26 protein-coding genes and 1 pseudogene are annotated in these 25,220 nt (G+C 61.7%); 9 read left to right on the top strand and 18 right to left on the bottom strand.

Features of this window, described 5'->3' with window-relative positions; all coding sequences use genetic code 11:
* Nucleotides 1–202 (bottom strand): annotated as a pseudogene (locus FEZ60_RS27630) (AI-2E family transporter); the annotation flags it as partial.
* A 129-nt stretch (nucleotides 203–331) separates the two neighbouring features.
* Complete coding sequence (locus FEZ60_RS27625; RefSeq protein ID WP_045066746.1) at nucleotides 332–925, bottom strand: TetR family transcriptional regulator; 594 nt, start codon at nucleotides 923–925, stop codon at nucleotides 332–334.
* A 186-nt stretch (nucleotides 926–1,111) separates the two neighbouring features.
* Between FEZ60_RS27625 and FEZ60_RS27620 the strand changes: the two genes are divergently transcribed.
* Both FEZ60_RS27620 and FEZ60_RS27615 read left to right on the top strand, forming a co-directional pair.
* Nucleotides 1,112–1,939, top strand: a complete 828-nt coding sequence (locus tag FEZ60_RS27620; protein WP_172937597.1) for a mycofactocin-coupled SDR family oxidoreductase — start codon at nucleotides 1,112–1,114, stop codon at nucleotides 1,937–1,939.
* Nucleotides 1,940–2,633: 694 nt separating this feature from the next.
* Nucleotides 2,634–2,999 (top strand): VOC family protein, encoded by a 366-nt coding sequence (locus tag FEZ60_RS27615; protein WP_172937595.1) that lies wholly within the window; start codon nucleotides 2,634–2,636, stop codon nucleotides 2,997–2,999.
* Between the two features lie 207 nt (nucleotides 3,000–3,206).
* On the opposite strand, the gene FEZ60_RS27610 is transcribed toward FEZ60_RS27615, so the two are convergent.
* The 9 genes from FEZ60_RS27610 to FEZ60_RS27570 form a co-directional block, all read right to left on the bottom strand.
* Nucleotides 3,207–3,536, bottom strand: a complete 330-nt coding sequence (locus FEZ60_RS27610) for a hypothetical protein (RefSeq protein WP_172937594.1) — start codon at nucleotides 3,534–3,536, stop codon at nucleotides 3,207–3,209.
* 110 nt (nucleotides 3,537–3,646) lie between these two features.
* On the bottom strand, nucleotides 3,647–4,483 hold the full coding sequence (locus tag FEZ60_RS27605) for a methylamine utilization protein (RefSeq protein WP_116102619.1): 837 nt from the start codon (nucleotides 4,481–4,483) through the stop codon (nucleotides 3,647–3,649).
* 48 nt (nucleotides 4,484–4,531) lie between these two features.
* Nucleotides 4,532–4,855, bottom strand: a complete 324-nt coding sequence (locus tag FEZ60_RS27600; protein ID WP_172937593.1) for a cupredoxin domain-containing protein — start codon at nucleotides 4,853–4,855, stop codon at nucleotides 4,532–4,534.
* Complete coding sequence (locus FEZ60_RS27595) at nucleotides 4,855–5,199, bottom strand: plastocyanin/azurin family copper-binding protein (protein ID WP_045065322.1); 345 nt, start codon at nucleotides 5,197–5,199, stop codon at nucleotides 4,855–4,857. Before FEZ60_RS27595 ends, FEZ60_RS27600 begins: the two co-directional genes overlap by 1 nt.
* A 28-nt stretch (nucleotides 5,200–5,227) precedes the next feature.
* Nucleotides 5,228–6,817 carry a multicopper oxidase family protein gene (locus FEZ60_RS27590; protein WP_172937592.1) on the bottom strand — a complete coding sequence of 530 codons (1,590 nt, stop codon included), beginning with the start codon at nucleotides 6,815–6,817 and terminating at the stop codon, nucleotides 5,228–5,230.
* On the bottom strand, nucleotides 6,814–8,133 hold the full coding sequence (locus FEZ60_RS27585; RefSeq protein WP_172937591.1) for a hypothetical protein: 1,320 nt from the start codon (nucleotides 8,131–8,133) through the stop codon (nucleotides 6,814–6,816). The genes FEZ60_RS27590 and FEZ60_RS27585 overlap by 4 nt, the downstream gene beginning before the upstream one ends.
* Nucleotides 8,130–8,801: a methylamine dehydrogenase light chain gene (locus FEZ60_RS27580; protein ID WP_033233846.1), complete on the bottom strand. Its 672-nt coding sequence runs from the start codon at nucleotides 8,799–8,801 to the stop codon at nucleotides 8,130–8,132. The genes FEZ60_RS27585 and FEZ60_RS27580 overlap by 4 nt, the downstream gene beginning before the upstream one ends.
* 77 nt (nucleotides 8,802–8,878) lie before the next feature.
* On the bottom strand, nucleotides 8,879–9,487 hold the full coding sequence (locus FEZ60_RS27575) for a redoxin domain-containing protein (protein ID WP_045065315.1): 609 nt from the start codon (nucleotides 9,485–9,487) through the stop codon (nucleotides 8,879–8,881).
* A 43-nt stretch (nucleotides 9,488–9,530) separates the two neighbouring features.
* Entirely contained in the window at nucleotides 9,531–10,121 is a 591-nt protein-coding gene (locus tag FEZ60_RS27570; protein ID WP_116102625.1) for a MauE/DoxX family redox-associated membrane protein, read from the bottom strand.
* Between the two features lie 330 nt (nucleotides 10,122–10,451).
* On the opposite strand from FEZ60_RS27570, the gene FEZ60_RS27565 reads away from it, so the two are divergent.
* Nucleotides 10,452–11,990, top strand: coding sequence for an APC family permease (locus FEZ60_RS27565; RefSeq protein ID WP_172937590.1), 1,539 nt, complete (start codon nucleotides 10,452–10,454; stop codon nucleotides 11,988–11,990).
* On the top strand, nucleotides 11,987–12,772 hold the full coding sequence (locus FEZ60_RS27560; protein ID WP_172937589.1) for an IclR family transcriptional regulator C-terminal domain-containing protein: 786 nt from the start codon (nucleotides 11,987–11,989) through the stop codon (nucleotides 12,770–12,772). Before FEZ60_RS27565 ends, FEZ60_RS27560 begins: the two co-directional genes overlap by 4 nt.
* Nucleotides 12,773–12,776: 4 nt before the next feature.
* Here FEZ60_RS27560 and cobU read toward each other — a convergent pair whose 3' ends face one another.
* The 4 genes from cobU to FEZ60_RS27540 are packed head-to-tail and all read right to left on the bottom strand — an operon-like array spanning nucleotide 12,777 to nucleotide 16,886.
* Nucleotides 12,777–14,096, bottom strand: a complete 1,320-nt coding sequence (gene cobU / locus FEZ60_RS27555) for a bifunctional adenosylcobinamide kinase/adenosylcobinamide-phosphate guanylyltransferase (protein WP_172937588.1) — start codon at nucleotides 14,094–14,096, stop codon at nucleotides 12,777–12,779.
* A complete protein-coding gene (locus FEZ60_RS27550) occupies nucleotides 14,096–14,884 on the bottom strand; it encodes an ABC transporter ATP-binding protein (RefSeq protein ID WP_045065303.1) in 789 nt (262 codons plus the stop codon). Before FEZ60_RS27550 ends, cobU begins: the two co-directional genes overlap by 1 nt.
* Nucleotides 14,881–15,915, bottom strand: a complete 1,035-nt coding sequence (locus FEZ60_RS27545; protein WP_045065301.1) for an iron ABC transporter permease — start codon at nucleotides 15,913–15,915, stop codon at nucleotides 14,881–14,883. Before FEZ60_RS27545 ends, FEZ60_RS27550 begins: the two co-directional genes overlap by 4 nt.
* 8 nt (nucleotides 15,916–15,923) lie before the next feature.
* Nucleotides 15,924–16,886, bottom strand: a complete 963-nt coding sequence (locus FEZ60_RS27540; RefSeq protein ID WP_172937587.1) for a helical backbone metal receptor — start codon at nucleotides 16,884–16,886, stop codon at nucleotides 15,924–15,926.
* Nucleotides 16,887–17,193: 307 nt separating this feature from the next.
* Between FEZ60_RS27540 and FEZ60_RS27535 the strand changes: the two genes are divergently transcribed.
* Genes FEZ60_RS27535 through FEZ60_RS27525 form a run of 3 tightly spaced genes read left to right on the top strand, consistent with a single transcriptional unit; the run spans nucleotide 17,194 to nucleotide 19,549 of the window.
* Entirely contained in the window at nucleotides 17,194–17,610 is a 417-nt protein-coding gene (locus FEZ60_RS27535) for a GntR family transcriptional regulator (RefSeq protein WP_141486779.1), read from the top strand.
* A complete protein-coding gene (locus FEZ60_RS27530; RefSeq protein WP_172937586.1) occupies nucleotides 17,607–18,476 on the top strand; it encodes an ATP-binding cassette domain-containing protein in 870 nt (289 codons plus the stop codon). The genes FEZ60_RS27535 and FEZ60_RS27530 overlap by 4 nt, the downstream gene beginning before the upstream one ends.
* Nucleotides 18,473–19,549, top strand: a complete 1,077-nt coding sequence (locus tag FEZ60_RS27525) for an ABC transporter permease (protein WP_172937585.1) — start codon at nucleotides 18,473–18,475, stop codon at nucleotides 19,547–19,549. The genes FEZ60_RS27530 and FEZ60_RS27525 overlap by 4 nt, the downstream gene beginning before the upstream one ends.
* A gap of 3 nt (nucleotides 19,550–19,552) precedes the next feature.
* Here the strand turns inward: FEZ60_RS27525 and FEZ60_RS27520 are convergent, their stop codons facing one another.
* The gene (locus tag FEZ60_RS27520) at nucleotides 19,553–20,188 is read right to left on the bottom strand and encodes a DUF4232 domain-containing protein (protein WP_172937584.1); all 636 of its coding nucleotides are present in this window, start codon (nucleotides 20,186–20,188) and stop codon (nucleotides 19,553–19,555) included.
* A gap of 116 nt (nucleotides 20,189–20,304) precedes the next feature.
* Here FEZ60_RS27520 and FEZ60_RS27515 point away from each other — a divergent pair, with 116 nt between their 5' ends.
* Nucleotides 20,305–21,378 (top strand): VIT1/CCC1 family protein, encoded by a 1,074-nt coding sequence (locus FEZ60_RS27515; RefSeq protein ID WP_172937583.1) that lies wholly within the window; start codon nucleotides 20,305–20,307, stop codon nucleotides 21,376–21,378.
* Nucleotides 21,379–21,427: 49 nt separating this feature from the next.
* Here FEZ60_RS27515 and FEZ60_RS27510 read toward each other — a convergent pair whose 3' ends face one another.
* Complete coding sequence (locus FEZ60_RS27510; protein WP_172937582.1) at nucleotides 21,428–23,083, bottom strand: FAD-binding dehydrogenase; 1,656 nt, start codon at nucleotides 23,081–23,083, stop codon at nucleotides 21,428–21,430.
* Nucleotides 23,080–23,739, bottom strand: a complete 660-nt coding sequence (locus tag FEZ60_RS27505; RefSeq protein ID WP_172937581.1) for a TetR/AcrR family transcriptional regulator — start codon at nucleotides 23,737–23,739, stop codon at nucleotides 23,080–23,082. The genes FEZ60_RS27510 and FEZ60_RS27505 overlap by 4 nt, the downstream gene beginning before the upstream one ends.
* A gap of 248 nt (nucleotides 23,740–23,987) precedes the next feature.
* Between FEZ60_RS27505 and FEZ60_RS27500 the strand changes: the two genes are divergently transcribed.
* Nucleotides 23,988–25,118 carry an LLM class flavin-dependent oxidoreductase gene (locus FEZ60_RS27500; protein WP_033233493.1) on the top strand — a complete coding sequence of 377 codons (1,131 nt, stop codon included), beginning with the start codon at nucleotides 23,988–23,990 and terminating at the stop codon, nucleotides 25,116–25,118.
* The last annotated feature ends 102 nt before the right edge of the window (nucleotides 25,119–25,220 follow it).

Genomic DNA, 25,220 nt, shown 5'->3' with positions numbered 1-25,220 from the left:
CGATCATGAACGGAGACTTGCGATCGAAGCTCGGTCCGGGCTTACCCAGCGGGTGGGCGGGTGAGCTGATTCGGGCAGCGTCTTGTTCTGCAGCGATGATCGGTTGCCCCTCGGCGGAGGTATGGGGTTGCCCGACTACGTCGCCGTGAGCAGGTTCTGCACCTCCGCCCGTGGGCGGTGAGTTGTTGTCGAGCTCGGGCATCGGAACCTCCGCATCTCGAGGTGCGCCCAGCGGGACGGACAATTCTTTCGCTGCGCTGTCCTGGTGGTTTACCTCGAGCGGAGGTAATTCAAGCCGAGCATTGGATCTCGATTCCAAGGTCGATGCGAGCTAGACCGCTGTGGGTAGGGGTGGGAGGAGCAGGAGCAGTGCACGTTCGAGCTGATCGGCGAGATGCGATTCGGGATGCGCGATCCAGTACTCGTGGGCCGATTGTGTGGCGGCGAGTACTGCGTGTCCCACCGCAATCGGGAAGAAATCGTCGGGGGTGCGAGCGCTGACGAATTCGGTGGCAGCGGCTCGCCACCGCGTGTGACGCTGCGATGCCTGCGCTTGCACGGCGGGTTCCGTAAGGACCAGTTGGGCGCGGTGTCTGGCCCATTCGATCTGGTCGTCGGGGAAAGCCATGGCGGTGACTACGGCGCGCACCAAGACGGCTTCGTACGGTTCGGTCGTGGTGCTGTCGGCCAGTGCTTGTCGCAGCCGACTGATCTCGGCGTCCGATTCGACCCACAGGACGTCGGCCTTAGTCGGGAAGTATCGGAAGAAGGTTCGAGTGCTGATTCCCGCTTCGTGCGCGATGTCCTCGACGTTGGTTCGGTCGAAGCCGCGTTCGACGAACAGTCTCTGGGCGACGGCGGCGAGGTGGTGCGCGGTTGTTGCCGCCGGCCTGCCACCGCGGTCGATTCGGTTGTCGGTACTCATCACGCGTCCATCGTTCCAGGTTCGCCCGGCCATGGCGTCGGCCTTCGGGCTTGGGCGGGTTACCCGTATCGCCCGGGCGGTGAGTTTTCTCAAAACGCCATGTTTTGGCATCGACTGACATAACCTCGGTTGTACGACGCGGCACCGCTGAAGGTCGGTGCCACATGTGCCGAAAGGTTTGCTGTCATGGGGCAATTCGATGGTCAGGTTGCATTCGTCACCGGTGCTGCACGGGGCCAGGGGCGCAGCCATGCGCTACGGCTCGCGCAAGAAGGGGCCGACATCATCGCGATAGACGTATGTCGCCAGGTCGACACAGTGCCGTATCCGACCGCCACGGCGGACGACCTCGCGGAAACCGAGCGTGCGGTCAAAGCCCTCGGTCGTCGCATTGTTGCCCGCGAAGTCGACGTCCGGGACCTCGACGGCTTGAAAGCGGTGGTCGACGCCGGTGTCGATGAGCTCGGCCGCCTCGACATCGTGCTCGCCAATGCCGGTATCTCGGTGCCTGCTCCGACGCTCGAGATGTCCGAGGAAACCTGGTCGACGATGATCGACATCAATCTCACCGGAGTGTGGAAGACCTGCGTCGCTTCGGTGCCGCATATTGTCGCGGGTGGTCGGGGTGGCTCTGTGGTGATCACGAGCTCACTCGCCGCTCTGAAAGCGAACGCGAATACGGCGCATTACTCAGCGGCTAAGGCGGGTCTGGTCGGGTTCATGAAGGTGCTCGCCAAAGAGCTTGCGCCGCAGAATATCCGAGTCAACACCATCCATCCCACCACCGTGGCAACCGACATGATCCTCAACGACGCCACCTACAAGCTCTTCCGGCCGGACCTCGCCGCGCCGACACGCGCTGACTTCGAGGAAGCCGCATTGACACTCAACACCCTGCCGGTGCCCGCGCTCGAATCATCCGACATCACCGACGCAGTGCTCTACCTCGTCGGAGACAGCGGACGCTATGTCACGGGAACCACGCATACCGTCGACGCGGGTGGTCAGCTCTAGCCGACGGCTCGAGCCCATAACACTTGAAGGGAATCTCAATAGGTTTTGTCAAGCACGGCCGCAGGCCGTTCCGTCTGGCTGAGCCGGAGGCGATGCAGGTACGAAGGACCTGTATGCGAGCACATGCCGCCAAACTGGGAGATAGATCTGCCCCTCCTCACGCCGCCTGACGGGCAAGTTCACTCTCCGCTCCGGAATAACCGCTTCCGAGTACTTCGACAAATACTTGTTCGAAACCGACCCGGACCTTCTACGTCGCATCGCCGACCGCATGGCCCCGTTGGTTCCAGAACACACCGAAATGCTCGGCGGACTGGAAATGGGCGGTATCCCGATCGTCACTATGCTCAGCCAGGGCAACCGGTCTACCGGCGGTCTTTATCCGTAACAACCGAAGTCGTACGGAAACCAACAAGCTGGCAGAGGGAATCGACGTCGCAGGGAAGACTGTCACCCTGGTCGAAGATGTCATCACCACTGACGGTGCGGTCAGGAACGCAGCGCTCGCCCTTCGGGAGCTGGCGCTGATGTTTCGGTAGTTCTGTGCGCGATCGGTATTCACCAAAGAGTTCTTGGATTCGACACTCGATCACTAAGGTGAAGGATTCACGAAATTCTCACCGGAGCTCACGCCTAGCGCGAACCATGCGATAAAGAACGTGCAAACGAAGAGACCCGCCTCTACTGTGATCCGATGGCATCGATCAAGAAGATTCAAGTCACCTTCGACTGTGAGGAGCCTGAGCGCGTAGCGGAATTCTGGTGCGAAGTATTAGGTTACGAGCGCAACGGATCGGGATGTATCGATCCCTCGGGTATAGGTCCGCGCCTGTACTTTCAGCGCGTTCCTGAAACCAAGGTTGTCAAGAATCGACTACATATTGACGTGCGAGTCGGTACGGGACTCGTGGGCGAAGAACGCGTGGCCGCGCTCGAATCCGAATGCGCACGATTGATCGCACTCGGTGCGGTACGTGTGCGACTACTGCGCGCCGATGGCTACAACGAGTCATGCCTCGTAATGCAAGATGTCGAAGGTAATGAGTTCTGTCTCGATTGAGTCACTGTTCACATCGCACCCGCACCAGTCGACGGGTGTCCCTGCCGCATAGCGACAAAGCTTGATACGGCTTACGAATGGACGCGGGCCAGAACACAGTCCATTCGGGTCTGTTACTGATCGCTTCAGAAGTAATCTACGCGGCCAATGCGGCAGTTGGTCCTGGCAAATAGACCACTTTGTCACGGACCATCGCCCACAACACATTCAACCGCCGCCGCGCGAGAGCAAGGACGGCTTGACGATCTCGGCGCATCCGCGCCTGATCTCGCCGAAGTCATCGCGCGCACGGGCTGTGAGTTCCAGGCACGTGGTTGTCCCGAGGAGTGAACTCTGATCCCAGGCGTGGACGGACACCCCGACGTAGCACCCGCCCCATCTGCCGATGAACGCCAGGTAGCCGTCGTTCGGCACGATGAATTCGGTAGCCAACCGCTCACGTGCTTCTGCTTCGGGAATGGGCCGTCCCGACCCGTAGACTGCGGCCGCGACGTCAATGCGTTCGATCTGAGAGTTGGAGAACTCCCGAAGCGACACCGATTGTCCTCCTCTCGGACTGAGGCAAGCCTCGTCTCTGGTACGAATCTCCGGACCGCAGTGTGGCCGGCGAGCAAATGCTTACCGGCCACACTACTTTCGACGGAAACTCAGACCAACGCGAAAGCAGCAAATGCTCCCAGTGCGATCAGTGCGGCGCCCGTGATGCTCTGCACCCGACGGTCTACGACGCACATGACCGAGAGGAAACCGGGCATCGAGCCACCGCGATTGGTGTGCACGATTGCCGCGAGGCTGGGCATGCAGCGGCCGAGGGAGACAACGGTGAACAGTGCAGCGCCGAGAGCCGGTGAACCCGAGGCGATAACACCGAGTGCAAGGAGGTAGTACGCACTCGAGCGGATGAAGATCAGGAATCCGGGCCCGATGATAGCGCCGAAGATCAGTGAGACCTTCCACGGCGCCATGGTGCGGCGCAGATGGCGCGGAAGCTGTTGGCGCCGCATCGGAGTCGGCATCGTGAGAACACCCAACTCGTGCAGACCGTACGCAAGTGCCACAACAGCCCAGGCGCCCAACGCCCAGCCGATCGGAATGAAACCGGACACCGCCGCGCCGAGAGCGCCGATCAGGGCGCCGGTTACGGCACCTGTCGTGACGGAACCCAGTGCATGCCAACCGAGTCGGCGTGCCGGAGTTGACGATCCCTTACGATCGGCTTGCTTCGGTGCGGCAACAACTCCGGCAACCGACATTCCGCAGGTCGACCAGTTGGCCGCCAGTGAGGTGACCAGTCCGGCTCCGACAACCGCAGTGGTCAAAGCTGTTGTCGCAGAAGGCGCAGCCACGAGTGCAATGCCGGCACCCGCCGCAGCACCTGCCGCGATAAGGCTGGCGCGGGTGGCGGTGCCGACCGAGCCTTGAAGGGTCGGCCGGATGTCAGGGACATCGGTCTGGAGTGGGCCGTGGGAGAGAACGGTAGTCATCAGATCCTCCAAAATGTATGTAGTTCACGAAAAATGATGAGCCAGTAGTCACAGCACTGTGATGACTCCGATCATGTACGGGTGCACGGAGCACGAGTACTCGTAGACGCCTGCGTTCTCGAACGTGTGCCGGAAGGTTCCGTCTCCGGTGATGCCACTGTCGAACAGTCCGGGCGATTCCACGTGGTGCAGAAGTCCGCCGTCGTCGAAACGCCACTCGACGGTGCCGCCATGTTCAACGGTGACGTCCATCGGACTGAACTGAACATTGCTGATCTCGATCACGACGTCGGAGGCGGGACCTTCTGTGCCGCACGCGGGAACACACGTTGCCGCGACGGCAAGGCTGAAGCTGGCGATCCACCTCCTCACTATTGAACGATCACGGTGCCGACCATCATCGGATGGGGCGTGCAGTGGTAGGTGAAGGTACCGGCGTCGTCGAACGTGAACGAGAAGGTTCCCTCGGTGAGCAACTCGCTCTTCAGTTTCCCTTCGAGTTCACCGTTACCGACCACGTCGTGGGGGAGTCCGCCGTCGTCGAACTTCCACTCGACGGTCTGGCCCTTCTCGATGGTGACCGACGCCGGTGTGTAGGCCATGTTCTTCACCTCGATCACGACGGCGGGTTCGTCCGACGCCGAACTGTCGCTGCTGCAGGCGGTGAGACTCAAAGCCGCACAAGCGGCAAGGAAAGCGGGAACGAGCTTCTTCATGAGAGGTCCTCTCGATTCTTCTTACTTGTCAGCGGACGTAACGCAGATTTGCCGTCATTCCGGCTTCGAAGTGGTAGGCATTGTGGCAGTGGAACATCCACTCGCCGGGGTTGTCGGCATCGAACTCGATGGCGAGTTCGCTGCCTGGTAGCACGTTGACGGTGTCACGGCGAAGCCCGCCGTAATCCGGTACCGCAAAGGTGTGGCCGTGAGTGTGCATGGGATGCCACATGGTGGACGTGTTCTTCATCGTAATCCGAACGCGTTCACCCTGTTTCATCACGAGTTTGCCCGCATCGGCACCGGCCATACCCCACACGTAACGATCTCCGGCTTGGATCAACTCGATGTGGTAGTCGCGATCGGGTGACTTCGTCTCGAGGCGTGTGGATTCCGCGGGACGGAGAGCGCTTTCGAACACCAAACGGCCGCCCAACTCCGAGATCACACCACCCACATCCGGATTCGAGAGTGCCAACGCGTCGGTGCTGCGCAGGACGGTCGACGCGTATCCGTCGCGGCCCTCGACCTTGGCGACCACCGGCCATGTTCCCGACTTGACCGTCACGAGTACGTCGTAGCGCTGAGCCATTCCGACGATGATGGCGTCGGCGGGAGTCGGCTCCACGTCGAAGCCATCGGTGGCTACGATCGTCATCTCATGCCCGGCCACGGCAAACCGGTACGGAGTTTCGGCCGCCGCGTTGATGATTCGTAGTCGCAGAGTCGAACCGGGCGCAGCGGTCACCACAGCTGGATCGTTGGGCGGTCGCCCGTTGATCAAGTGCAATGGATACGCGATGTGTTGTGTCATGCCGCCCAAAGCCTCGGACGAACCATGACCGGCGCTCACCAACTGCTGCGCAACTGCCATGTCACCCTCGGTGTGCTCAACGGGTGTTGATGCGGCTCCGCCGTGGCCGCCGTGGCCGCCGGCAATTGCCGGATTGAGTGCCATCAGTATGGAATCCGGTGTGGTACCCAATCCGTCGACCCAGTCGTCGAGTACCAGAACGGCATCGGCGTCGGCCCCACTGGAGTCGTTCGGGTCCTCGACGATCATGGCGCCGAAGAGTCCGCGGTCTGCCTGTAGTCCGCTGTGCGAGTGGTACCAGTACGTTCCCGGATCCGGGGCGACGAAGTTGTAGTCGAAGGTCGAAGCCGCCGCGATGGGAGCCTGCGTGGTTGGTGCCGCGCCGTCCATGTCGTTGCGGATTCGAATTCCGTGCCAGTGCAGCGTGGTTTCGGCATCGAGGTTGTTCTGGACGGAGACGTTCACCCGGTCACCGGATTTCAGCCGAAGTTCCGGAGCGACAGCAGCGCCACCGTACGTCCATGTGTCCACGAGGCGTCCGCCGAGATCAACCGTCGAGAATCCGGCTGCCAAGGCAAACGCGGCGGTGGTTCCGTTCCAGGCTCGTGCCGACTCTGCAGCAGCAACTTCGGGGTCGGTGGGCATGATGAAGTCGAGATCGGTCAGCGGCGTCGGAGTTGCTGCAGTGGAACTGCATCCGGCGATCGTTCCCACGGCGCCGAGCCCGATTGCCCCGGCGCCGAGTGCTCCCAGACTCAGGAAGCGGCGCCGGCCCATCACTACACCGGATCCGGGACGACTCATCGAAGTACTTCTGGTGTGATCAACCCGGTGACATCACCGACATTGCCCGAGATATCCACGGAACTGACCTGCTCACCGGTGGTTGCGTTGTAGCCCACGATCTTCTGCGGAGCGGAGCCTTCTACCTCCGGTCCGGTGCCGAGCACGTAGAACGTTGCACCGTCAACTGAGAAGGCGGTGCTTCCGATATCGGTGAGGCCGAGGTCGGCCAGAGAAAGACTCTTGATCGGGGCGAACGTAGCCGCGTCGAAGAGATCGATCTTCACGATCGAACCACCGCGAGCGGAGTCCGGGTGAATTGCGCTGTCGGTGTACTCGATTGCCAGACGCGTTGCATCCGCATTGATGAGGTTCTCGGAGAAGCGTCCGGAATCCTGGCCCGCATTTCCGATGGGCTTGACGGCTTCCTTGGGTAGTCCGTTCGAGAAGTCGAAGACGAAGACGTCACCGTTCTCGCTGACCAACAACGCTTTCTGTGCGTCGGCCGCCCACGTCACTTTGCGAGTCGAGACGAAATCGTCGGGCAAGACCTTGGATCGGGCGGTCTCGGTGGGGACTCCGTCGTCGCTGATCGTGACCTGCAGCAGCTCACGGGTGTCCTCGCACACGCTGTAGAGCTCGTGTCCGACCATCCAGGTGAACGGTCCACATCCGACGATTTGGAGGGCGCCGGTCGCCTCCTGCTTCTCCAAGTCGACAACACGGATGCCGTACAGGCCGTCGTCCCAGGTGACAAAGAACTTGCCGTCGGAGGTGACGGCATTGGAGCCGGCACGCGAATGCACACGTGCGACGTCCGGAAGCATGACCTCGGCCGGCTCCAGCAGGTTGCCGGAGTAGGTGCTGACCGTGAAATCGGCTGCGCCACGCGAACCTCGGGGACGCCACACTTCGGCGGCGAGCACCGCTGGGTCATCGTCGGAGTCACCGACGAATCCGTGGATGACGGGATCCCAGATACCGGGTCCGACGGTGATGCGGCGCTCGGCCACACCGGTTTTCGGATCGATGACGTTGACGCTGAGTTCGAGCTGACCGAAGCCACCTTCGACGCCGAGGAGTCGGTCAGCGGCAATCGGAGTGATCGAGCCGACGTGCAGGGGTTCGGGAATGGTGTCGCCGATTTCCTGATCGTCGTGACCGAGCGAAATGCCATCACCAGGAGCAGTGAACGGGACGGTGGGATAGGTGACATCACCTGCGCTGGAAGGTTCGTCGTTGTCGGACGAACTGCAACCGGCCAGTGCGAGCACAACGGTGAGAGGCAGTATTGCGACGGCGGGCCGGGCGAGCTTTCGGGTTCGTGAACTGCTCATGATCCGGCACCGACCTTGGGGCGTGCAGCCGGACGGGTCTGGCAGTCCTCACCGATGATGGGAGCCATGGTGCAGGTGTACGCCTGCGATTCGTCGGAGACACACCAGATGATTTCCTGGTCGTAGCTGCCGGAAACCGGGTTGTACATCACTGCCTGCATGTCCGGCTCGCCGCAGAAGGCGTTGGAACACGAAGGCGCACCGCAGCAGTCGTAGTACGCGATCAGATAGGTCTTTCCGGTATCGGGATTGGTGCAGCAGCCAACCCAGAACTCGGCGCCTGGCTTACTGCCGGGCGCGCACGTGGTGACACCGCCGCCGTTGCAGGCAGCGCAGGATGTGCCGTCCATGTTGCACCAGCGCCAGTATTCACATTCCGCGGGATCCTTGCCGTCGTACACGGGAACAAGCGGTTCCGGGCCCGGTGCCGGAGCGGGAGGCGCGGCTTCTTGAGCAAATGCGGTACGAGTGACGGGCAAGGTGCTGATCAGCGCTACGCCGGATACTCCCATGGTCCACTTGCCGATTCGGCTGATCATCGACCGCCGCGAGACGCGTTCGGAGAGCTTGCGGCCGGTGCGGCTGGTCAGTGAACCACCCTGGCCTGCCATCCATTCGGCCTGCGCTTGAACGGTTGCCTCGTCTACCGGATATCGGTTCTCTGTCATGTTGTGCTGTGGAAACGCATTGTCGTCCAACAAATTTCTCCTGATTCGTGAAGAGGAACGAGCAGAACTCAGGGTGATCAGGCCGCGCTGCCCGACTTAGCCTGCGCATGAAGGTGCTGGAGTGAGGGGGTGCCGGACTCGAGTGCGTTGAGCAGGCTCTCGACCTGAGCCATGTGGTTGCACAGGCCCTTTCCGCGAATCTTGCCGTGCTCGTCGAGAATTACGCCGTACGGAGTGGTGCCCACCTGGTAGGCGATGCCGACGTCACGAGCGTCGATGTAGCTGAGCTCGGAACCGATGCCGCTGCCGGCCAAGAACTCTCGGTGTTCCTCGGGGGTTCCGTCGGAGATGATGACAACGTCGAGGTCGGATTCGGCTCGGGCCATTGCCCGCACGCCGGGAAGCAGGCTCTTGCAGGTCGAGCAACTCGGTGCTGTGAACAGCAGTAGCTGAGCCTTGTCTCGATGACCACCAACTCCGACGGTTCGACCTTCCTGGTCGATCAAACCGGCAAACGACGGCCCAACCTGTTCGACCTTGGGACCGGTATCCATCATTCGGGCACCGAGAGGTCCGAGACGCACCTGCACACGGCCGATTTCACGGGCGAGAGCGAGAACCATCAAGAACAGTACGGCCACGGCGATCACGAGAATCACGGTCGCTACGAGTAGAAAAGTAGTCATCGTCGAAGTCCTGCCTTTGCACAGTCGGTGAATAGGGAGAAGGTCAAACGCCGTACCGAGACGTGGCGCCGGCGGCACGCAGTCGGACGGAAGCACTCGAGAGGTAGTCGTCGACGGGGCGCTTGCCGAAATGAACGACGGATCGGATCTGTGCGATGGCGACGCCGGCCAGCACCAGGAGGAGTGCGAGGGTGGCAGCTGTTGCTTGCGCGCCCGCGCCCGCGGAGCTGCCGATTGCCAGGATGGAGAGTGACGCAGCGGCAAGGATTCCGGCACGTACCGCGTGGAACCATCCGATACGCGGGATCTCGCCGATGCCGAATGCGAAGCAACCACAGTCGAGGTCGCGTCGGCCGCGAGCAAGGTTGACGACAAGGCCGACAAAGAACGACGCGAACATGAGTGCGGCAACCCCGGCCGCCCACTGCCGGGCGATACCGGTCACGAGAAGTGCGCCCACCACGGTCTCGGCGATGGGAAGTGCCCGGGCAACCGGTCCTTCGAGCCCGCTCGGAAGGACTTTGTATCCACGTACCGAACGCAGAACACCGTCGTAGTCCGTCAGCTTGGGGATGCCGGCGAGCAGTAGGACAAACCCGATGATCGCCGATACGGCAGCGATGGTGAAGTCCATGATTCCTCCCTTTCAGGTCGGCAAGCGCTGGTGTGTGGGACACATCCTGTACTGGTGATGCGGCGAACATGCTTCGGCGTGGATACGTCCGGGGGATACGCAACTGGGAATGCGCGCCGCCGGTGAGAATCGATATTTGTGCAGGTCAGTAGTGTTCTTCGGCACGGGATCGACATGGTTCGGAGCTGTGGCAGGGCCAGCGGGCGAGACCTCGAGCGCGCGGATTCTCACTTGGATCGTCACTGCGCGCCACGGTGGAAACTGCCCGGAAACAAATGCGGACTAACTTGACCGAAATCGGTGAATCAGATATCGGACGGACGGTGAGACATGGCCGTGACGGCGGCGTTGCGCGCGGCACTCGCGCGGGCACAGAGTGCGGATCAGGACGGCGAGCCGGTGTACTCGCCGTTGCGCGGTCTGGGTCGGCGGCGGCTGACGCCGATCGATCTTCTCGGACAGTCGTTGTCGACCATCGCACCGGCTACGGGAATGGTGTTCATCGCATTGTGGATGATCACGTACAGCCCTGGGTACGCAGGTTTGGCCGCCATCGCCGCGACAACGTCGGCAGTTTTTCTGGTTGCGCTCTGCATCACGCATTTCACCCGCAGGCTGGCGGCGGCTGGTTCGCTCTACAGCTTTGTCTTCCAAGGTACCGGAACCCGAAGTGCGCTTTTAGTCGGAGCCGCGTTGGTCGTCGGGTATCTCGGGATCTCGATATCGGTGTTGGCCCAGGCGGTTCCCAGTCTGCTGGACACGATTTCGCTCATCGGCACCGATGTAGGCGGGCCGCTTTCGACGGTAGTGGTGACCGTACTGATCGCCCTCACCGTTGCGTGGATAGCGGTGCGTGGAGTTCGGTTTGCGACCCGCGCGATTCTGGTGATCGAAAGCTGTTCGTTGATCTTGATCATCGCGGTGATGCTGGCAACCCGTACCGATACGACAACCACCGTGTCATTGCCGAATCAGTCTTTGAGCGTGGTGCCTTTTCTGGCGATGTTGACTGTTCTGAGTATGGCCGGATTCGAGAGTGCAGCATTCTTCGGTCCAGAGGCCAAGCGCCCGTTGATCACCGTCACACGCACAGTGCTGATTTCGCCGATCATCTGCGGGCTACTATTCGTCTTTGCCGCGTGGGCGGCGATGACGGGGCATGGCGCAACCATCGTCGGGGCGTACTTCCAGGGGACGGCATCCGGTGCCAGCGCCGGGGTGGTTCTGGCCGTCAAGGTCGGTATGACGTGCTCGTGGCTGGCATGCACTCTCGGCTGCGCGCAAGCGGGTTCGCGGTTGTTGTACTCCATGGGCGTCGAACGGGTGCTGCCGTCATCGCTCGCCCGGATGCACCGTCGATTCCGAACCCCTTACATTGCGGTCCTCGCGTTTGTCTCCGTCAGCACAGTCGGCGTTCTTCTGTTTTCCGATGCGGTGAGAGATGATTCGGGTTCTTTCGACGGAGTGGTGGAAATTGCCCTCGTGTGCGCGTACACGTTGGTGGCCTTTGCATCCTGGAAGTTCTTGAACCGAATCGGCGAGCACACAGCGGTGACGCGTGTGTGCACGTTGTCGGTCAGCGTCGCCGGGGCCGGTTTGCTTGTGTACATCATTCTCGACGGTGCCGTCCACGGAATCTGGGCGCTGCCGTGTGCAGCTGGAGCGCTTGCTGCATCCGGAGTGATCTGGAGTGCAATTCTCCGGCGGGTGCGGCCTGAGAGTCTCACGGCGGTGGGAGCTTTCGACAGCCTTGAAACTGCGGACCTCCTGCCTGGGGCCGGAACACTCCTTATCGGCGACGACGGTCGACGACGCCTGGTGCCGGATCGTTCTGCCGCAGACCGCGACCTACCGGAGTGGGGCGAGTGAGCGCCGACCGCGCCACCACCGGCACCAGAGTCGGCAAACGGACCAGCGACGAATCGCACTTCAGCGGGCAGCAACCCAAAGCGGTTCAGAAAGCGCTCGGGATGCTCGAGGCGGTTGCGCATCTAGGACCGGGAACAACCGCGAAGGAGATCGCCACTTTCGCGGGAGTTCCATCGGCCACGGCGTATCGGATGCTGAATCTGTTGGTGGCAGAGGGTTTTCTCGTGCGGGTACCTGACCTGTCCGGCTTTGCGTTGGGGCGTCGGACGGCTGAGTTGTCGCATGCCGCAACAACGAGTGGCCCGGCGCCGTCGCTGCACGAACAAGTCGAAGACATGCGTACCCACACGAGATACGGATTGCATGTTGCGTCGTTCAACGCCGGGCGACTCCGATTCATCGACAAGGACCCTGATCACGAGATCATCGGGATAACCACGCTTTCGAAGAACATCCATGCAAATGCGCTGGGCAAACTTCTGTTGGCCTACGACGAGCGGCTCGTTGTCGATTTGGAACTACGTCGACTCACCGAATTCACGATCGCTGATCGTGCCATGCTGGCCGAGCAGCTGCGTTCGGTTCGATTGCAGGGATTTGCATTCGAGAATCAGGAATCCCGGCTCGGACGGTCGGCGTTAGCGGTGCCCATTCGCGATCATGCCGACCTGGTCGCCGGCGGATTGTGTATCCAGGGTTCCTGCGAACGTGTCACTGTGGAAGACCGAGAGTTGGTGGGCTTTCTCCTCGATTGCGCGCGGCGTCTCACAGGGCTGATCTGAGATGTCAGCGTAGCCGGGTGGGTAGTCCCGCGGTCATCAGGACAACCGACTCGGACGCATCGGCGATCCGGGCGTTCAGTAGGCCGAGCAGGTCCCGAAAGAGACGACCGGACTTGGTTTCCGGAACAACTCCACTGCCGACTTCGTTGGTGACTGCAATGATCGGGACGGGGCAGGACTTCCAGGCCGCTAGCAACTGATCGATGTCTTGGCGAACCGCAGCCGTGTCGCCGTCCAGCCAGGCATCGTGGCGATTCATCCGTGCTGTCAGCCAGGTACCCAGGCAGTCGAGCAGGATGGGGTCGCTTGCGCCGGAGAGTATTTCGATTACATCGACGGTTTCGAGCGTTGCCCAGGTTGCCGGCCGCCGCGCGCGATGTGACGCCACCCTTTCCGTCCAGTCGGGATCGTCGTCATGCGGATCTCCGGTGGCGATGTATGTGACGTGCCGGTATCCGGACAGTAGTGCTTCGGCGTAGGTGGACTTGCCCGCCCGGGCGCCACCGGTAACCAGAGTTCGGCCAGGCGCTCTGGAGCCGATGCGCAGCACTGTGCCGTCGAGAACGGTTCGTGCGCCGCACTGTTCTAGTGCTGCCGAGAGTTCGTGTGCGAGCGGGTTGTGGTGGCCGAGGTGGACGGCCACGATGTCGGTTCTGTCTGTGACCGCGCCGATTTCGCGCAGTGTGGCGACCGTCCGGGCGAAGCTGGGCAGATCGTGGTGCCCGGTGCCATGATCGGTCTTGAATCCGAAGGTTTCCTCGAGGAAAAGGGCGTCGAACGAGGCGTTTGCGAGCTCGGCGATTGTCGACGGTGCGAGGGGCCCGGTGTCGGTGGCCCAGAAGATGCGGGCGCCGGCTTGGTCGGTGATGTCGTAGAGCAGGGTCGGAACTTCGTGTGTCGCTTCGAGAGCGCGAACGTCATACGTGCCCAGCGTGATCGATTGGCCAGCGACAAGCGGTGTGAAGGTGACCGGGTCGTGTGGCCCCACCCAGTCGCGGCAGAGATCAAGGGCGTCAGGAGGTCCGAGTACCTGCAGTGGTTCGATGCGATCGGCCCATGACCGGAAGAGCAGCGCCATCGGGCCGAGATGATCGGGATGCGAGTGAGTGAGCAGGATGTGTTCGACTCCGGCAAGGGTGCGGCCGGATCGCGAAGCGGCGCGTGGTACTTCGGGGCCGCAGTCGAGCAGGATTCGATTGTCCAGCAGGGCCGCTGTGTGCCCTCGAACCGTGCCGCTTGCCAGTGCGGCGGTGCAGGATGTGCACTCGCAGAAGGGGTTGGGCCAACCGTCTGCGGCGCCGGTACCCAGCATCAGCAGTTCCATCAGCGGCCGTCCTTCTCGCGGATCGGTACCACGACGGGTCCGCTCGGTCGATCGAGAACCTCGACGCGGGCGCCGTAGATCTCGCCGAGGAGGTCGGAACGTAGAACGTCGGCCGGTGGTCCGTCTGCCACCACGCGGCCCCGATCGAGCAAGACGATGCGCGATCCGTACTGCCCCGCGAGAGTGAGATCGTGCATCGCGGCAATCACGGTGATGTTGTCCGACAAGCGCATTGCCTCCACAAGATCGAGGACCTGCTGCTGGTGTCCGATGTCGAGGGCGCTGGTGGGCTCGTCGAGGAGCAGCACTTTCGGTTCCTGCGCGAGCGCTCGGGCCAGCACTACTCGCTGCAATTCACCGCCGGACAGTTCGGTAGCCCGGCGATCGGCAAATTCAGTGAGGTCCAGGCGCTGAATGACGTTGTTGATCACCATGCGATCGGCGGCGGTCTCCGTGCCGAAGCGTCGTAGATACGGAGTTCGGCCGAGCGCGACAAGTTCGGTGACTGTTGCGCCCTCCGGTACCACGGGCCGTTGTGGCATCAGCGCGACAACTTGAGACATGGCTTTGCGACCGGCATCTCGAGGGTTACGGCCGGAGACGGTGAGTTGGCCGGCAGACGGAATCAACCCGGCGAGCGCATGCATCAGCGTGGTTTTCCCGGCGCCGTTCGGTCCCACGACGGCAACCCATTCACCCTCTGCAACGTCGAGTCCGATGCCGTCGACAACGTTGTTGCCGCCCAGGACAACCCGAAGGTCCTGGCAGTGAACGGCAAACTCGGTCATGCCGACACCCGACTGCGGCGTAGGACGAGCAGGAAGAACGGGGCGCCGATCATGGCTGTCACAACGCCGATGGGAAGTTCGGCGGGGGACATCAATGATCGGGCGGCAACGTCGGTGAGGACGAGGAACGCTGCGCCCAGCATCAGCGACAGCGGGAGAAGCAGTCGGTGCGAAGGTCCTGCGACCAGTCGAACGGCATGGGGAACAACAATTCCCACAAAGCCGATGAGGCCGCTGGCACTGACCACTGCTGCTGTTCCGAGAGTTGCCGCAAGAACCAGGACGAGTCGAGAGCGGGCGGGATCCACACCGAGACTGGCTGCCTCCACGTCGCCAACTGCCATGACGTCGAGTACTCGACGGTGAATCAGGATGACTGCCGAGGCCACAATCACGTACGGCAGCACAACAAGAACTTCCGACCAACCGTCCGTCGACAGACCGCCGAGCAACCACGAATAGACCTCGCGCAGTGAATCGTCGAACCGTTGCTGCACAAAAGTTTGCGCGGCATTGGTGAACGCGGCCACCGCAACGCCGGCCAGAATGATGACGACCGCGTTCTGGGCGCCGCCGATACTGCGGCCCAGAGCGTACGTGATGAACACGGCTAGAACGCCACCGACAAAGGCGGCCATGGGGATTCCGAACATTCCCACAGCCCCGCCGGAGACGATAGCCAACGTTGCGCCAAGTCCGGCACCACTGGACACCCCCAGAAGATACGGATCGGCCAACGGATTTCGGAACACACCCTGATATGCGGCTCCCGCGACGGCCAGCATCGCGCCCACCAAGGCACCCAGGACTACGCGGGGAAGTCGGATCTGCCAGAGAATTGCCTGCTGTTGAACGGTCAGCCCGGAATCGATATCGACGCCCGGAATCCCGTCGAGCAGTTCGAGAATGACCCGATCAGGGGTAAGGCCTGCCGGTCCCACCAGAACGCCGATCAACAGTGACACGCATAAAATGAGTGCGGCACCGACCAGCGCGGTGGTTCGATGGTTCGCGAGACCGGCTTTGTGCATCAGAGAACTCAGGCCGTCGGAACCTGCGCCACGATCGCGGCAACAGCTTTCACCTGGTCGGTGACGCGGGGTCCCCATCGACTGGACAGGTCTTCGTCGAGTACGTGGATCTGGTTGCCGGTCACAGCCTTCATCCCGTTCCAACCGGGGCGCGCTGCAACAGCTTCCGCGGTGACACCGCAGCACTGCGAGTCCGCCAGGAAGATCAGATCAGGGTTGGCCTGAACCACGAACTCCGCCGAAAGCTGCGGGTAATCGCCCTGAGCGGCTGCGTCGGCGATGCTCTTCATGCCGAACAGGCCGTAGATCTGGCCGATGAAACTTGTGCTCGTCACCGTGTAGAGCGAGGAGTCGAGTTCGTGGAAGTACGTGAGGGGCTGCTCGCGGGCCGGAACGCTCGCCACCGCTGCGTCGATTTCGGTGCGCATGTCACTGACCACCTCGGCGCCCTCTTCCTCGTGGCCGGTTGCGATCGCGACGCGCTCGATCTGTGCGTAGACGTCGTCGATGCTCGTTGCCGCCGGCAGAAGGAGAGTCGGCACCTTTGCCTTCTGAAGCCCGGACACGAGGTCGTTCATGTCGTCGGACGCAATAACCAGATCCGGTGCGTAGCCGAGGATGGCTTCGACGTTGGGCGAGAAGCCGGACAGGTCGGTGACCGGGATGTCGGCCGGGTAGTCGGACTGGTTGTCGACCGCCTTGACCTGATCGCCCGCGCCAACAGCCCACAGCGTCTCGGTAGCGCTGGGGCTGAGTGAGACGATCGACGTCGGACGCGCCGCGATCGTGATGTCGGTGCCAGAACCGGTGGGACCGGATTCCACCGTCACGGGGAATGAGCCGTCGGAGACCGCTGACGTGGTGGGGGCGTCGGAGGTGGTGGAACTGCTGCAGGCACCGGCCAACAGCGCCGTACTCACCGCCAGCGCCGCAAAGATCGATCGGAACGTGCGTGTCGGCCGAATGTTCACAGCCACCCCTCCATCAGTGCGGAGAAAGTCGCCATGCGGCGCGGCCGGAGGGCTGGGCTGCACGAGCGTCCTTCGTCCGAGGACCATCGTGTCGCCACGAGGCTGGGTGACCTGACTCGTTCATCCGTGGGTACACGGACAACTTCACAGTTGCGTCGACAGTGCCGGGCTTTCACCGGACTTCACAAGCAGCGTGGCACCCCGGAAACCCGGGGCATTTGCACTTTACAGGGGCGGCCACTCTTGACTCGAGCGGCAAAGGCACGGTAAATATCTATTCCACTAATGAACTAGTGAAAGGGTTCGGATGATCGACTTCCGTATCGACCGCCGATCCGGCATTCCCACCTACGTGCAATTGGTCGTCCAGGTGAAGCAGGCACTACGGCTCGGTGACCTACAGGTCGGTGACCGTCTGCCTACCGCCAAGGATGTTGTGGGGGCTCTTGCCATCAACCCCAACACTGTTCTGAAGGCTTACAAGGAACTCGAACGCGACGGTCTTGTTGCGCCGCGGCCGGGGTTGGGGACGTTCGTGACCAAGTCGCTCGCGAAGCCGGGAATGGCGGAGAACTCCGCTCTGCGGGCAGAGCTTTCCCGGTGGATGCGTGACGCAGTGGCGGCGGGCCTCGAGCGCACGGATATCGAGGCACTGGTCGACATGGAACTCGAGCGTGAGTTCGTCAAATCTGATTCGTCCGAGAGTGAGGGGGAGACATCGTGACCGAGCAAGAATCTGCGCTCACCATGGCTGACGTGGACAAGCGCTTCGGGCGCAAGAAGGTGCTCGACGCATGCACCTTCGAAGTCGAGGCAGGGAGCATCACCGCGCTTGTCGGCGTCAACGGTGCCGGCAAGTCGACACTCATGTCCTTGGCAGTGGGATTGACGACGCCGGATCACGGCGCGATTTCCGTACTCGGCGCCGCTCCGAGTCGTGACGGCATCAGCCCGGGCCTGGCCTATCTGGCCCAGCATAAACCGTTGTACCCGAAATTCACTGTCGCGGAACTACTTCGGTTCGGCGCCTACACCAATGACAGCTGGGATGCGAAGTACGCGCTTGCCTTGGTGGAACGTGCGGGCATTCCGCTCGATGCGAAGGCCAAGACGCTCTCTCCCGGTCAACGAACCAGGGTGGCACTGGCTTTGGCACTCGGACGTAGGCCGAAGCTGTTGCTTCTCGACGAACCGTTGGCAGACCTCGATCCACTTGCCCGACGGTCTGTCGCCACCTCGCTGCTCGAAGATGTCGCAGAGCACGGCACAACCGTCCTGTTGTCCTCGCACATCATTTCCGAATTGGCAGATGTTTCGGATCGGTTACTTCTTCTCGGCGACGGCAATGCTCGACTCTCCGGATCGTTGGATGAATTGGTCTCAGCCCATTACGTATTGGTTGGTGATGGCGATCCGTCGGACGTGGTGGGTGGTGGCACTGTTGTTCACACCGATGTCGGGCTGCGCCGAAATTCCCACCTCGTGGCCGGTCGTCGACCGAATGAACTACCAGGTTGGACTGTCGACGATGCAACTCTGGACGACCTGGTGCTCGGGCATCTGAGTGCGGAAGCGAAGGTGTCGGCATGATCTGGGTTACCTGGCGTCATCATCGGACGTCACTCATTGTCTCGCTGGGAATCATTGCGGTGCTCGCGCTTACGGGCTTGGTCGGTGGTGCAATTATCAAGAGCGACGGCAGTGGCCGCCCCTTCGGATCGTTTTTCGGTTGTTTCGGCAACACAACGGCGATCTGTGCGGCTGAAACTGCTCTGACCGCGACCACTCTCATTGCAACGATGCTGCCGGTGTTCCTGGGAGCATTGGTTGGTGTAACAGTGTTTTCCCGGGATATCGAGCAGGGAACACATGTGTTGGGGCTTACCCAGTCGGTCAGCCGGGCTCGCTGGTTCTGGACCAGAGTGCTGGTTGTCTTTGTTCCGCTGACTGTCGCTGCTGCGTTGCTCGGTTTCGTGTTGGAGTGGACTCGGAGGCTGCCCGCCAACAGCAACTTCGCATTTGTTGCCGGCCGAGCGACATTCGTCGACCCACCGAACCTGTCGTATCCTTTCTTTCAGTCCAGCGGATTAGCCTTGGGTGCATACACATTCATGGCTCTGATTCTTGGCGCGGCTCTCGCGTTGCTGGTGCGGAGTTCGATCGGTGCAATGGCGCTGACGATGGCCGGTGTCGTGGCAGTACTGGCCATGTTTCAGTTTGTCGCGAGGCCGCACTACGCGGAGCTCAGCGTCGAAGCATCGCCACTGGACGGATCCAGTAGATACTCTTCGTATTTGGGCGGTTACGACCAATTTGGCGGCGACTGGGAAATCGAGCAGGGGTACGTCGACATCCAGGGAAATTTCGTCGACGTTGATTATGACGAATGCACCTGGAATGGCTCTGGCGACGAGAATCCGTACGATCAGCGTCCCGAGGAGACGGGCGCCGAGTACACAATCCGTATAGATGTACTGATGGCACAGCAGGATCGAGACATGGAGGTCTGTCTGCGCGAGCACGGAGCAGACCACCGCGAGATCCGCTACCATTCGTCCGATCAGTTCCGCCGATTCCAGGTGACGGAAGTAGCTCTGGTGCTGGTTCTTTCGGGAATGTTCATGATCCCCGCGCTCTGGGGTCTACGACGCCTCAAGCCGTAATGCTCAGCCGGTGACCGGTGCGACGCTCAGCTGATTGATGTTCGCGCCGGTCATCGAGCAACCCTCGGTGGGGTAGGGGAGGAACACCGCATCGTAGGAGTTGGGCGGGTACACACGTAGTCCGGCGACGTCGGTGACACCACACTGGTCGGCTGGATAGTTCTCGACGTTGGTGGCGCGAACCAAGGCGGTTCCGGTGGAACCCGGTGCGAGGGAGACCGCTGATCCGGAGCCAGTGCGCGTTGCCGCTGCGCCCACTTCGCTGCCGTCTGCGCCGGTTACGTAGGAAACGCCGGGGAAGCCGTCGAGGGTGCAGGTTCGCGTGCTGGTGTTGGTGAACACCACCGGTAGTTCGGTGGAACCGGCGGCGCCGCTTGCCTGTCCGAGGGTGACGCTGAGTTCTGCGACCGTGCAGTTCTCAGGACTGACCTGTGTACTCGATGCTGCCGAGTGGGTCGCGTGCGTAGTTGTTGCCGGAGCCGGGCCGGGCGCTGCGGATGTCGGTAGCGCCGAGGTAGTGGTGGGAACAGTAGTGCTGGTGGCTGTGTCGGAGCTGTCGGATCCGCAACCGCTGACGAGGGCAATTGCGGTCAGCGATGCCGCGAGTAGGACGATCCGACGTATTACTGTGGGATTCATGGTTCGTTCCTCCGGCCAGCCGACATGTGTGTCCGGTATATCCGAATCAGGGCTGGGATGTGCGGGAATGCGGCAAGCGAGTGCCCTATTTCACCTGCCGAACGTGAGGAGATTCGATGCCGACAGTTCCGAACGCGAGGCCTGATCCCGACCCGCGAGACATCAAGCGTTGGCGACGCTATCTCGCCGACGAGCAGGCAGAAGCCGCGGTGTACCGCGACCTCGCAGGGCGGCGCACCGGTGAGGAACGCGAGATCCTCCTTGCGCTCGCCGAAGCTGAGGGCCGGCACGAGGCACACTGGCGTGCCCTCCTCGGCGAACATGTCGGAAAGCCGATGCCCGGCGACATACGCACTCGTATCCTCGGGTTCCTCGCCCGACGATTCGGCTCGGTCTTCGTTCTTGCGCTCGCTCAACGTGCAGAGACCCGATCGCCTTACCCGAACGACGCGGATGCAACTGCCTCGATGGGTGCCGACGAGAAGATCCACGAAGAAGTGGTGCGCGCGCTGGCAACTCGTGGGCGCAATCGGCTTTCGGGGACCTTCCGCGCGGCCGTGTTCGGCGCAAACGACGGTCTGGTGAGTAACTTGGCCCTGGTTCTCGGTATCAGTGGCAGTGGTGTCTCGAATCAGATCGTGTTGCTCACCGGCATGGCGGGACTGCTTGCCGGCGCACTGTCGATGGGTGCCGGTGAATACGTTTCCGTCCGCTCGCAACGTGAACTGTTGGAAGCGTCCACTCCAGGTACCGACGCGCGCGATGCCGTCAGATTGCTCGACGTCGACGCCAACGAGTTGGCTCTCGTGTACCGAGCCCGCGGTATGACGGCAGAAGAAGCCGAAGTGAGAGCGGCGGAGGTTCTGAAGCACAACAACTTCGGTGTGGCAGATGTCGAAGACGCTCACGAGTCTGTCGGCACCGGCTTGGGAGCTGCAGCCGCCAGCTTCTGTTTCTTTGCTTCCGGCGCAATCATTCCCGTGCTGCCGTACCTGTTCGGGCTGGAGGGTGTGACGGCGCTGATCGTGGCTTCGCTGCTGGTGGGTATCGCCCTTCTGGGCACCGGCGTTGTTGTCGGACTGCTCTCCGGCGGGCCGCCTTTCAAGCGGGCGCTCCGTCAGCTTGCCATCGGTTACGGCGCCGCGGCGGCAACATATCTACTCGGAATGCTGTTCGGGACATCGTTGTAGAGCACCGGTCTCGAGGTCGCACGATCTCGAGGCCGGCGTCACCAGCTCGCTACAGGTCTCGGGCCAGCGCTCGGCCTGCCGCGCGGCCCGAGAAGATGCAGCCACCGAGGAAGGTTCCCTCCAAGGCGCTGTACCCGTGGACGCCACCGCCACCGAAGCCGGCAACCTCACCAGCTGCATAGAGGCCGTCGAAGACGCTGCCATCGGCCTTGATCACTTGCGAGTCCAGATCGGTTTCCAAGCCGCCGAGCGTCTTTCGGGTGAGTAGGTGCAGACGAACAGCGATCAGTGGGCCGTTCTTGGGGTCCAAGATCTTGTGCGGAGCAACGACGCGCACGATTTTGTCTGCCAGCAGATTACGGGCACCGTGGATGGCGGTGACCTGGAAGTCCTTGCTGTACTTGTTGTCTACCTCGCGGTCGCGGGCGATCATTTCGCGCTCGATGTCCTCGAAATCGAGTAGTGGCGTGTCGGTCAGGGCATTCATGCCGTCTACCAAGTCGCGAAGGTTGTTGCGCACCACGAAGTCCGCGCCCTTCTGCTTGAAGGCTTCGACAGGGCCGGGTGCACCCTTCTTGATGCGTTCGAGGAGGAGCTTGAAATCTCGATTGGTGAAGTCCGGATTCTGCTCCGATCCCGAGAGGGCAAACTCCTTCTCGATGATCTTCTGATCGAGGATGAACCAGGTGTACTCGTGGCCGCTGTCGAGGATGTACTTGAAGGTGCCCATCGTGTCGAACCCGGGGAAGTTGGGTACCGGCAGACGCTTGCCGGTAGCGTCGAACCACATCGACGACGGTCCGGGGATGATGCGGATTCCGTGGTTGGGCCAGATGGGATTCCAGTTCTGGATGCCTTCTGTGTAGTGCCACATGCGGTCGCGGTTGACGATGTTTCCGCCCGCGGATTCGGTGATTTCGAGCATCCGTCCGTCGACGTGTGCGGGTACGCCGGTCAGCATGTGCTTCGGCGCCTTGCCGAGTCGTTCCGGCCAGTTCTTCTTCACCAGCTCGTAGTTGCCGCCGATTCCGCCGGAGGTCACCACGACAGCCTGTGCGGCGAACTCGAATTCGCCGACCGGGGTCCGGGAACTCTCAACTCCGCGAAGGTTGTTGGAAGGTTCCAGAACGGTGCCGCGGACGCCGGTGACAGCGCCGTCGGTGACCACCAGTTGATCGACCTGGTGGCGGTGCTTGAACGTGACCAGTCCGCGTTTCTGGGCGGCGATCACTCGGCTCAGGAACACGTCGACGACGCCGGGGCCAGTTCCCCAGGTGAGATGGAATCGTGGTACTGAATTGCCGTGTCCGAGAGCCATTCCGCGGCCGCGCTCGGCCCAGCCGACGTTGGGCATCAATCGAAGCCCCAAGTCGTGCAGGTACTGACGCTTGTCGCCGGCCGCGAATTCGACGTACGCCTTTGCCCATTGGCGGGGCCAGTGGTCTTCACGATCCCGGTCGAAGGCCGCGGTACCCATCCAGTCCTGCATGGCGAGGTCGAGTGAGTCCTTGATGCCGAGTCGGCGTTGTTCCGGACTGTTGACGAGGAACAGTCCACCGAGTGACCAGAACGCCTGAGCGCCGAGGTTGGCTGCATTTTCCTGTTCTACGACAAGGACTTTGCGTCCCGCCCGGGTCAGTTCGTAGGTGGCGACAAGGCCGGCAAGCCCGGCCCCGACAACGATGACGTCGGCATGCTCGCTCATGGGGACTCCTCTGATGATTGGTGGGTCGGGATTGGTTCGGTGTAGGACAGCAGGATTCGAGTAAAGATGTCGAGGCGAAGGGCAAACGCGGCGTCGGTGTCGGGATCGACCAGGCACTGCACGCTGGTGCCGTCGTGAACCGCGACCAGGGCGCGCCCCAATGTGGTCGGATCTCCCACGATGCGCCGTCCGACGTCACCGAGTGCGGACTGCACCAGGGGAAGCAAAGTCTGGAGTATCGCGTCTTCGCGGTCGGCCACTGCAGTTCGCAGTGCATCGTTGCGGAGTGCGTGCGCCGTGAACTCGGCATTGATCCGGTACCACTGCGCGTCTACCGGGACTACGGAAACAATCCGTCCGACGACGGCAGTCATGTCGAGGGAGTCGGTACTGATTGCGGCGGTGGCTGACTTCAGGTCAGCGAGCATCGCGGCGGACTTTTGTTCCCACATGGCAAAAAACAGTTGATCAAGGGAGTCGAAGTTGGAGTAGAAGGCGCCACGTGAGTATCCGCCTCGTTCGCAGATCTGCTCGACGGTTGCGTGTCCGAATCCCTGGTCGCCAAAAACCTCAGCGGCGGCGTCGAGAAGTCGTTGACGCGTTTGACCTCGACGTTTAGTGACACGTTTTGTAGGGGAGGTGTCAACATCCGTCATCGGTACCTCCTTGTGCTGGTTTCCTAAACGATACACGGATGTATCCGATGCGATCGCGTATCGATAAATTTGCCTTTGACCGGTGTTTCTATCCGTATCTAGAAAATTCACAAGATTAACGAATATCTGTATATGTGCGGTGGCTGACGGTAAGAATCATCGCGATTTCAACCCTGTTGCCGGGCGCGCTCGAACGGTCTAATGGAGTCTTTGCCCCTGTTTGTTGTTGTCGATCCGAAGGAACTGCCATGTCCTTGCGCTTCCACTGGTACCTGCCCACCTATGGCGATTCCCGGAATCTGATGGCCGGTGGCCACGGCAGTGGCATGTCCGGAGATCGACCGGCCACACTGAAGTACCTCAATCAGATCGGCGCCGCAGCCGAGGCCAACGGCTTCGAAGCAGTCCTCACTCCCACGGGAGCCTGGTGCGAGGATGCCTGGCTGACGACGGCGATGATGATCGACACCACTGAAACCCTGAAATTCCTTGTCGCTCTGCGGCCCGGCCTGACGAGTCCGACGTTGGCAGCTCAGATGGCAGCAACATTTCAGTGGCAATCAGGTGGACGGTTGCTCCTGAACGTCGTGACCGGCGGCGAGGACTACGAGCAGCGGACGTTCGGCGACTTCCTGGACAAGAATCAGCGTTACGCGCGTTGCGGCGAGTACCTCGACGTCGTCCGTCAACTGTGGGCAGGCAACGGTCCGGTCGATTTCTCCGGCGAGTACGTCAGCGTGGAAAATGCTGAGCTGCATCGCCTTCCGGACCCGGTTCCGCCCGTCTTCTTCGGCGGATCGTCGCCCGCTGCGGGAACCGTCGCTTCGCGCTTTGCCGATACCTACCTCACCTGGGGTGAAACACCATCTGCTGTTGCCGCGAAAATCGCGTGGATCAGGGACTTGGCGGAGATCCAGGGGCGGCGGCTCGATTACGGAATTCGTTTGCATGTCATCAGTCGTGACACGGCCGAAGAAGCCTGGGCTGAGGCTGATCGTCTGCTCGGCGCTCTGGATCCGGCGACGGTGGAGCGTGCGCAGGCGAACCTCGCCCGGTCGAATTCGGAGGGCCAGCGCCTGATGAACGAACTGCATGGCGGTGGATCCGCATACCGGGAAGGCATCGGTGCGCGTTCACTGGAAATTGCGCCCAACCTGTGGACGGGAGTCGGATTGGTGCGCGGTGGTGCGGGTACCGCTCTGGTCGGTTCGCACGAGGAAGTTGCCGACAGAATTGCGGAATACGCGGCAATCGGGTTGGACCACTTCATCTTGTCGGGCTATCCGCATCTCGAGGAAACCTACCAGTTCGGTGAGGGAGTTCGTCCCATCCTCGAGCGTCGTGGTCTGGTTCGCGGCGCAGTGGCGACTCGGGTGTAACCGCATGCGGGACATTGGTCCTTGATCTGCCTTCGGTCCATGCGACTCCGGCGGTTCGAACGACCCGGCGGGATGGGTGGTTCTACCCTTTGCTGGATGCCG

This window comes from Rhodococcus sp. MS16, assembly GCF_013277795.1.
Lineage (GTDB): Bacteria > Actinomycetota > Actinomycetes > Mycobacteriales > Mycobacteriaceae > Rhodococcus_F > Rhodococcus_F globerula.
This window is presented reverse-complemented; position numbering and strand designations above follow the sequence as displayed.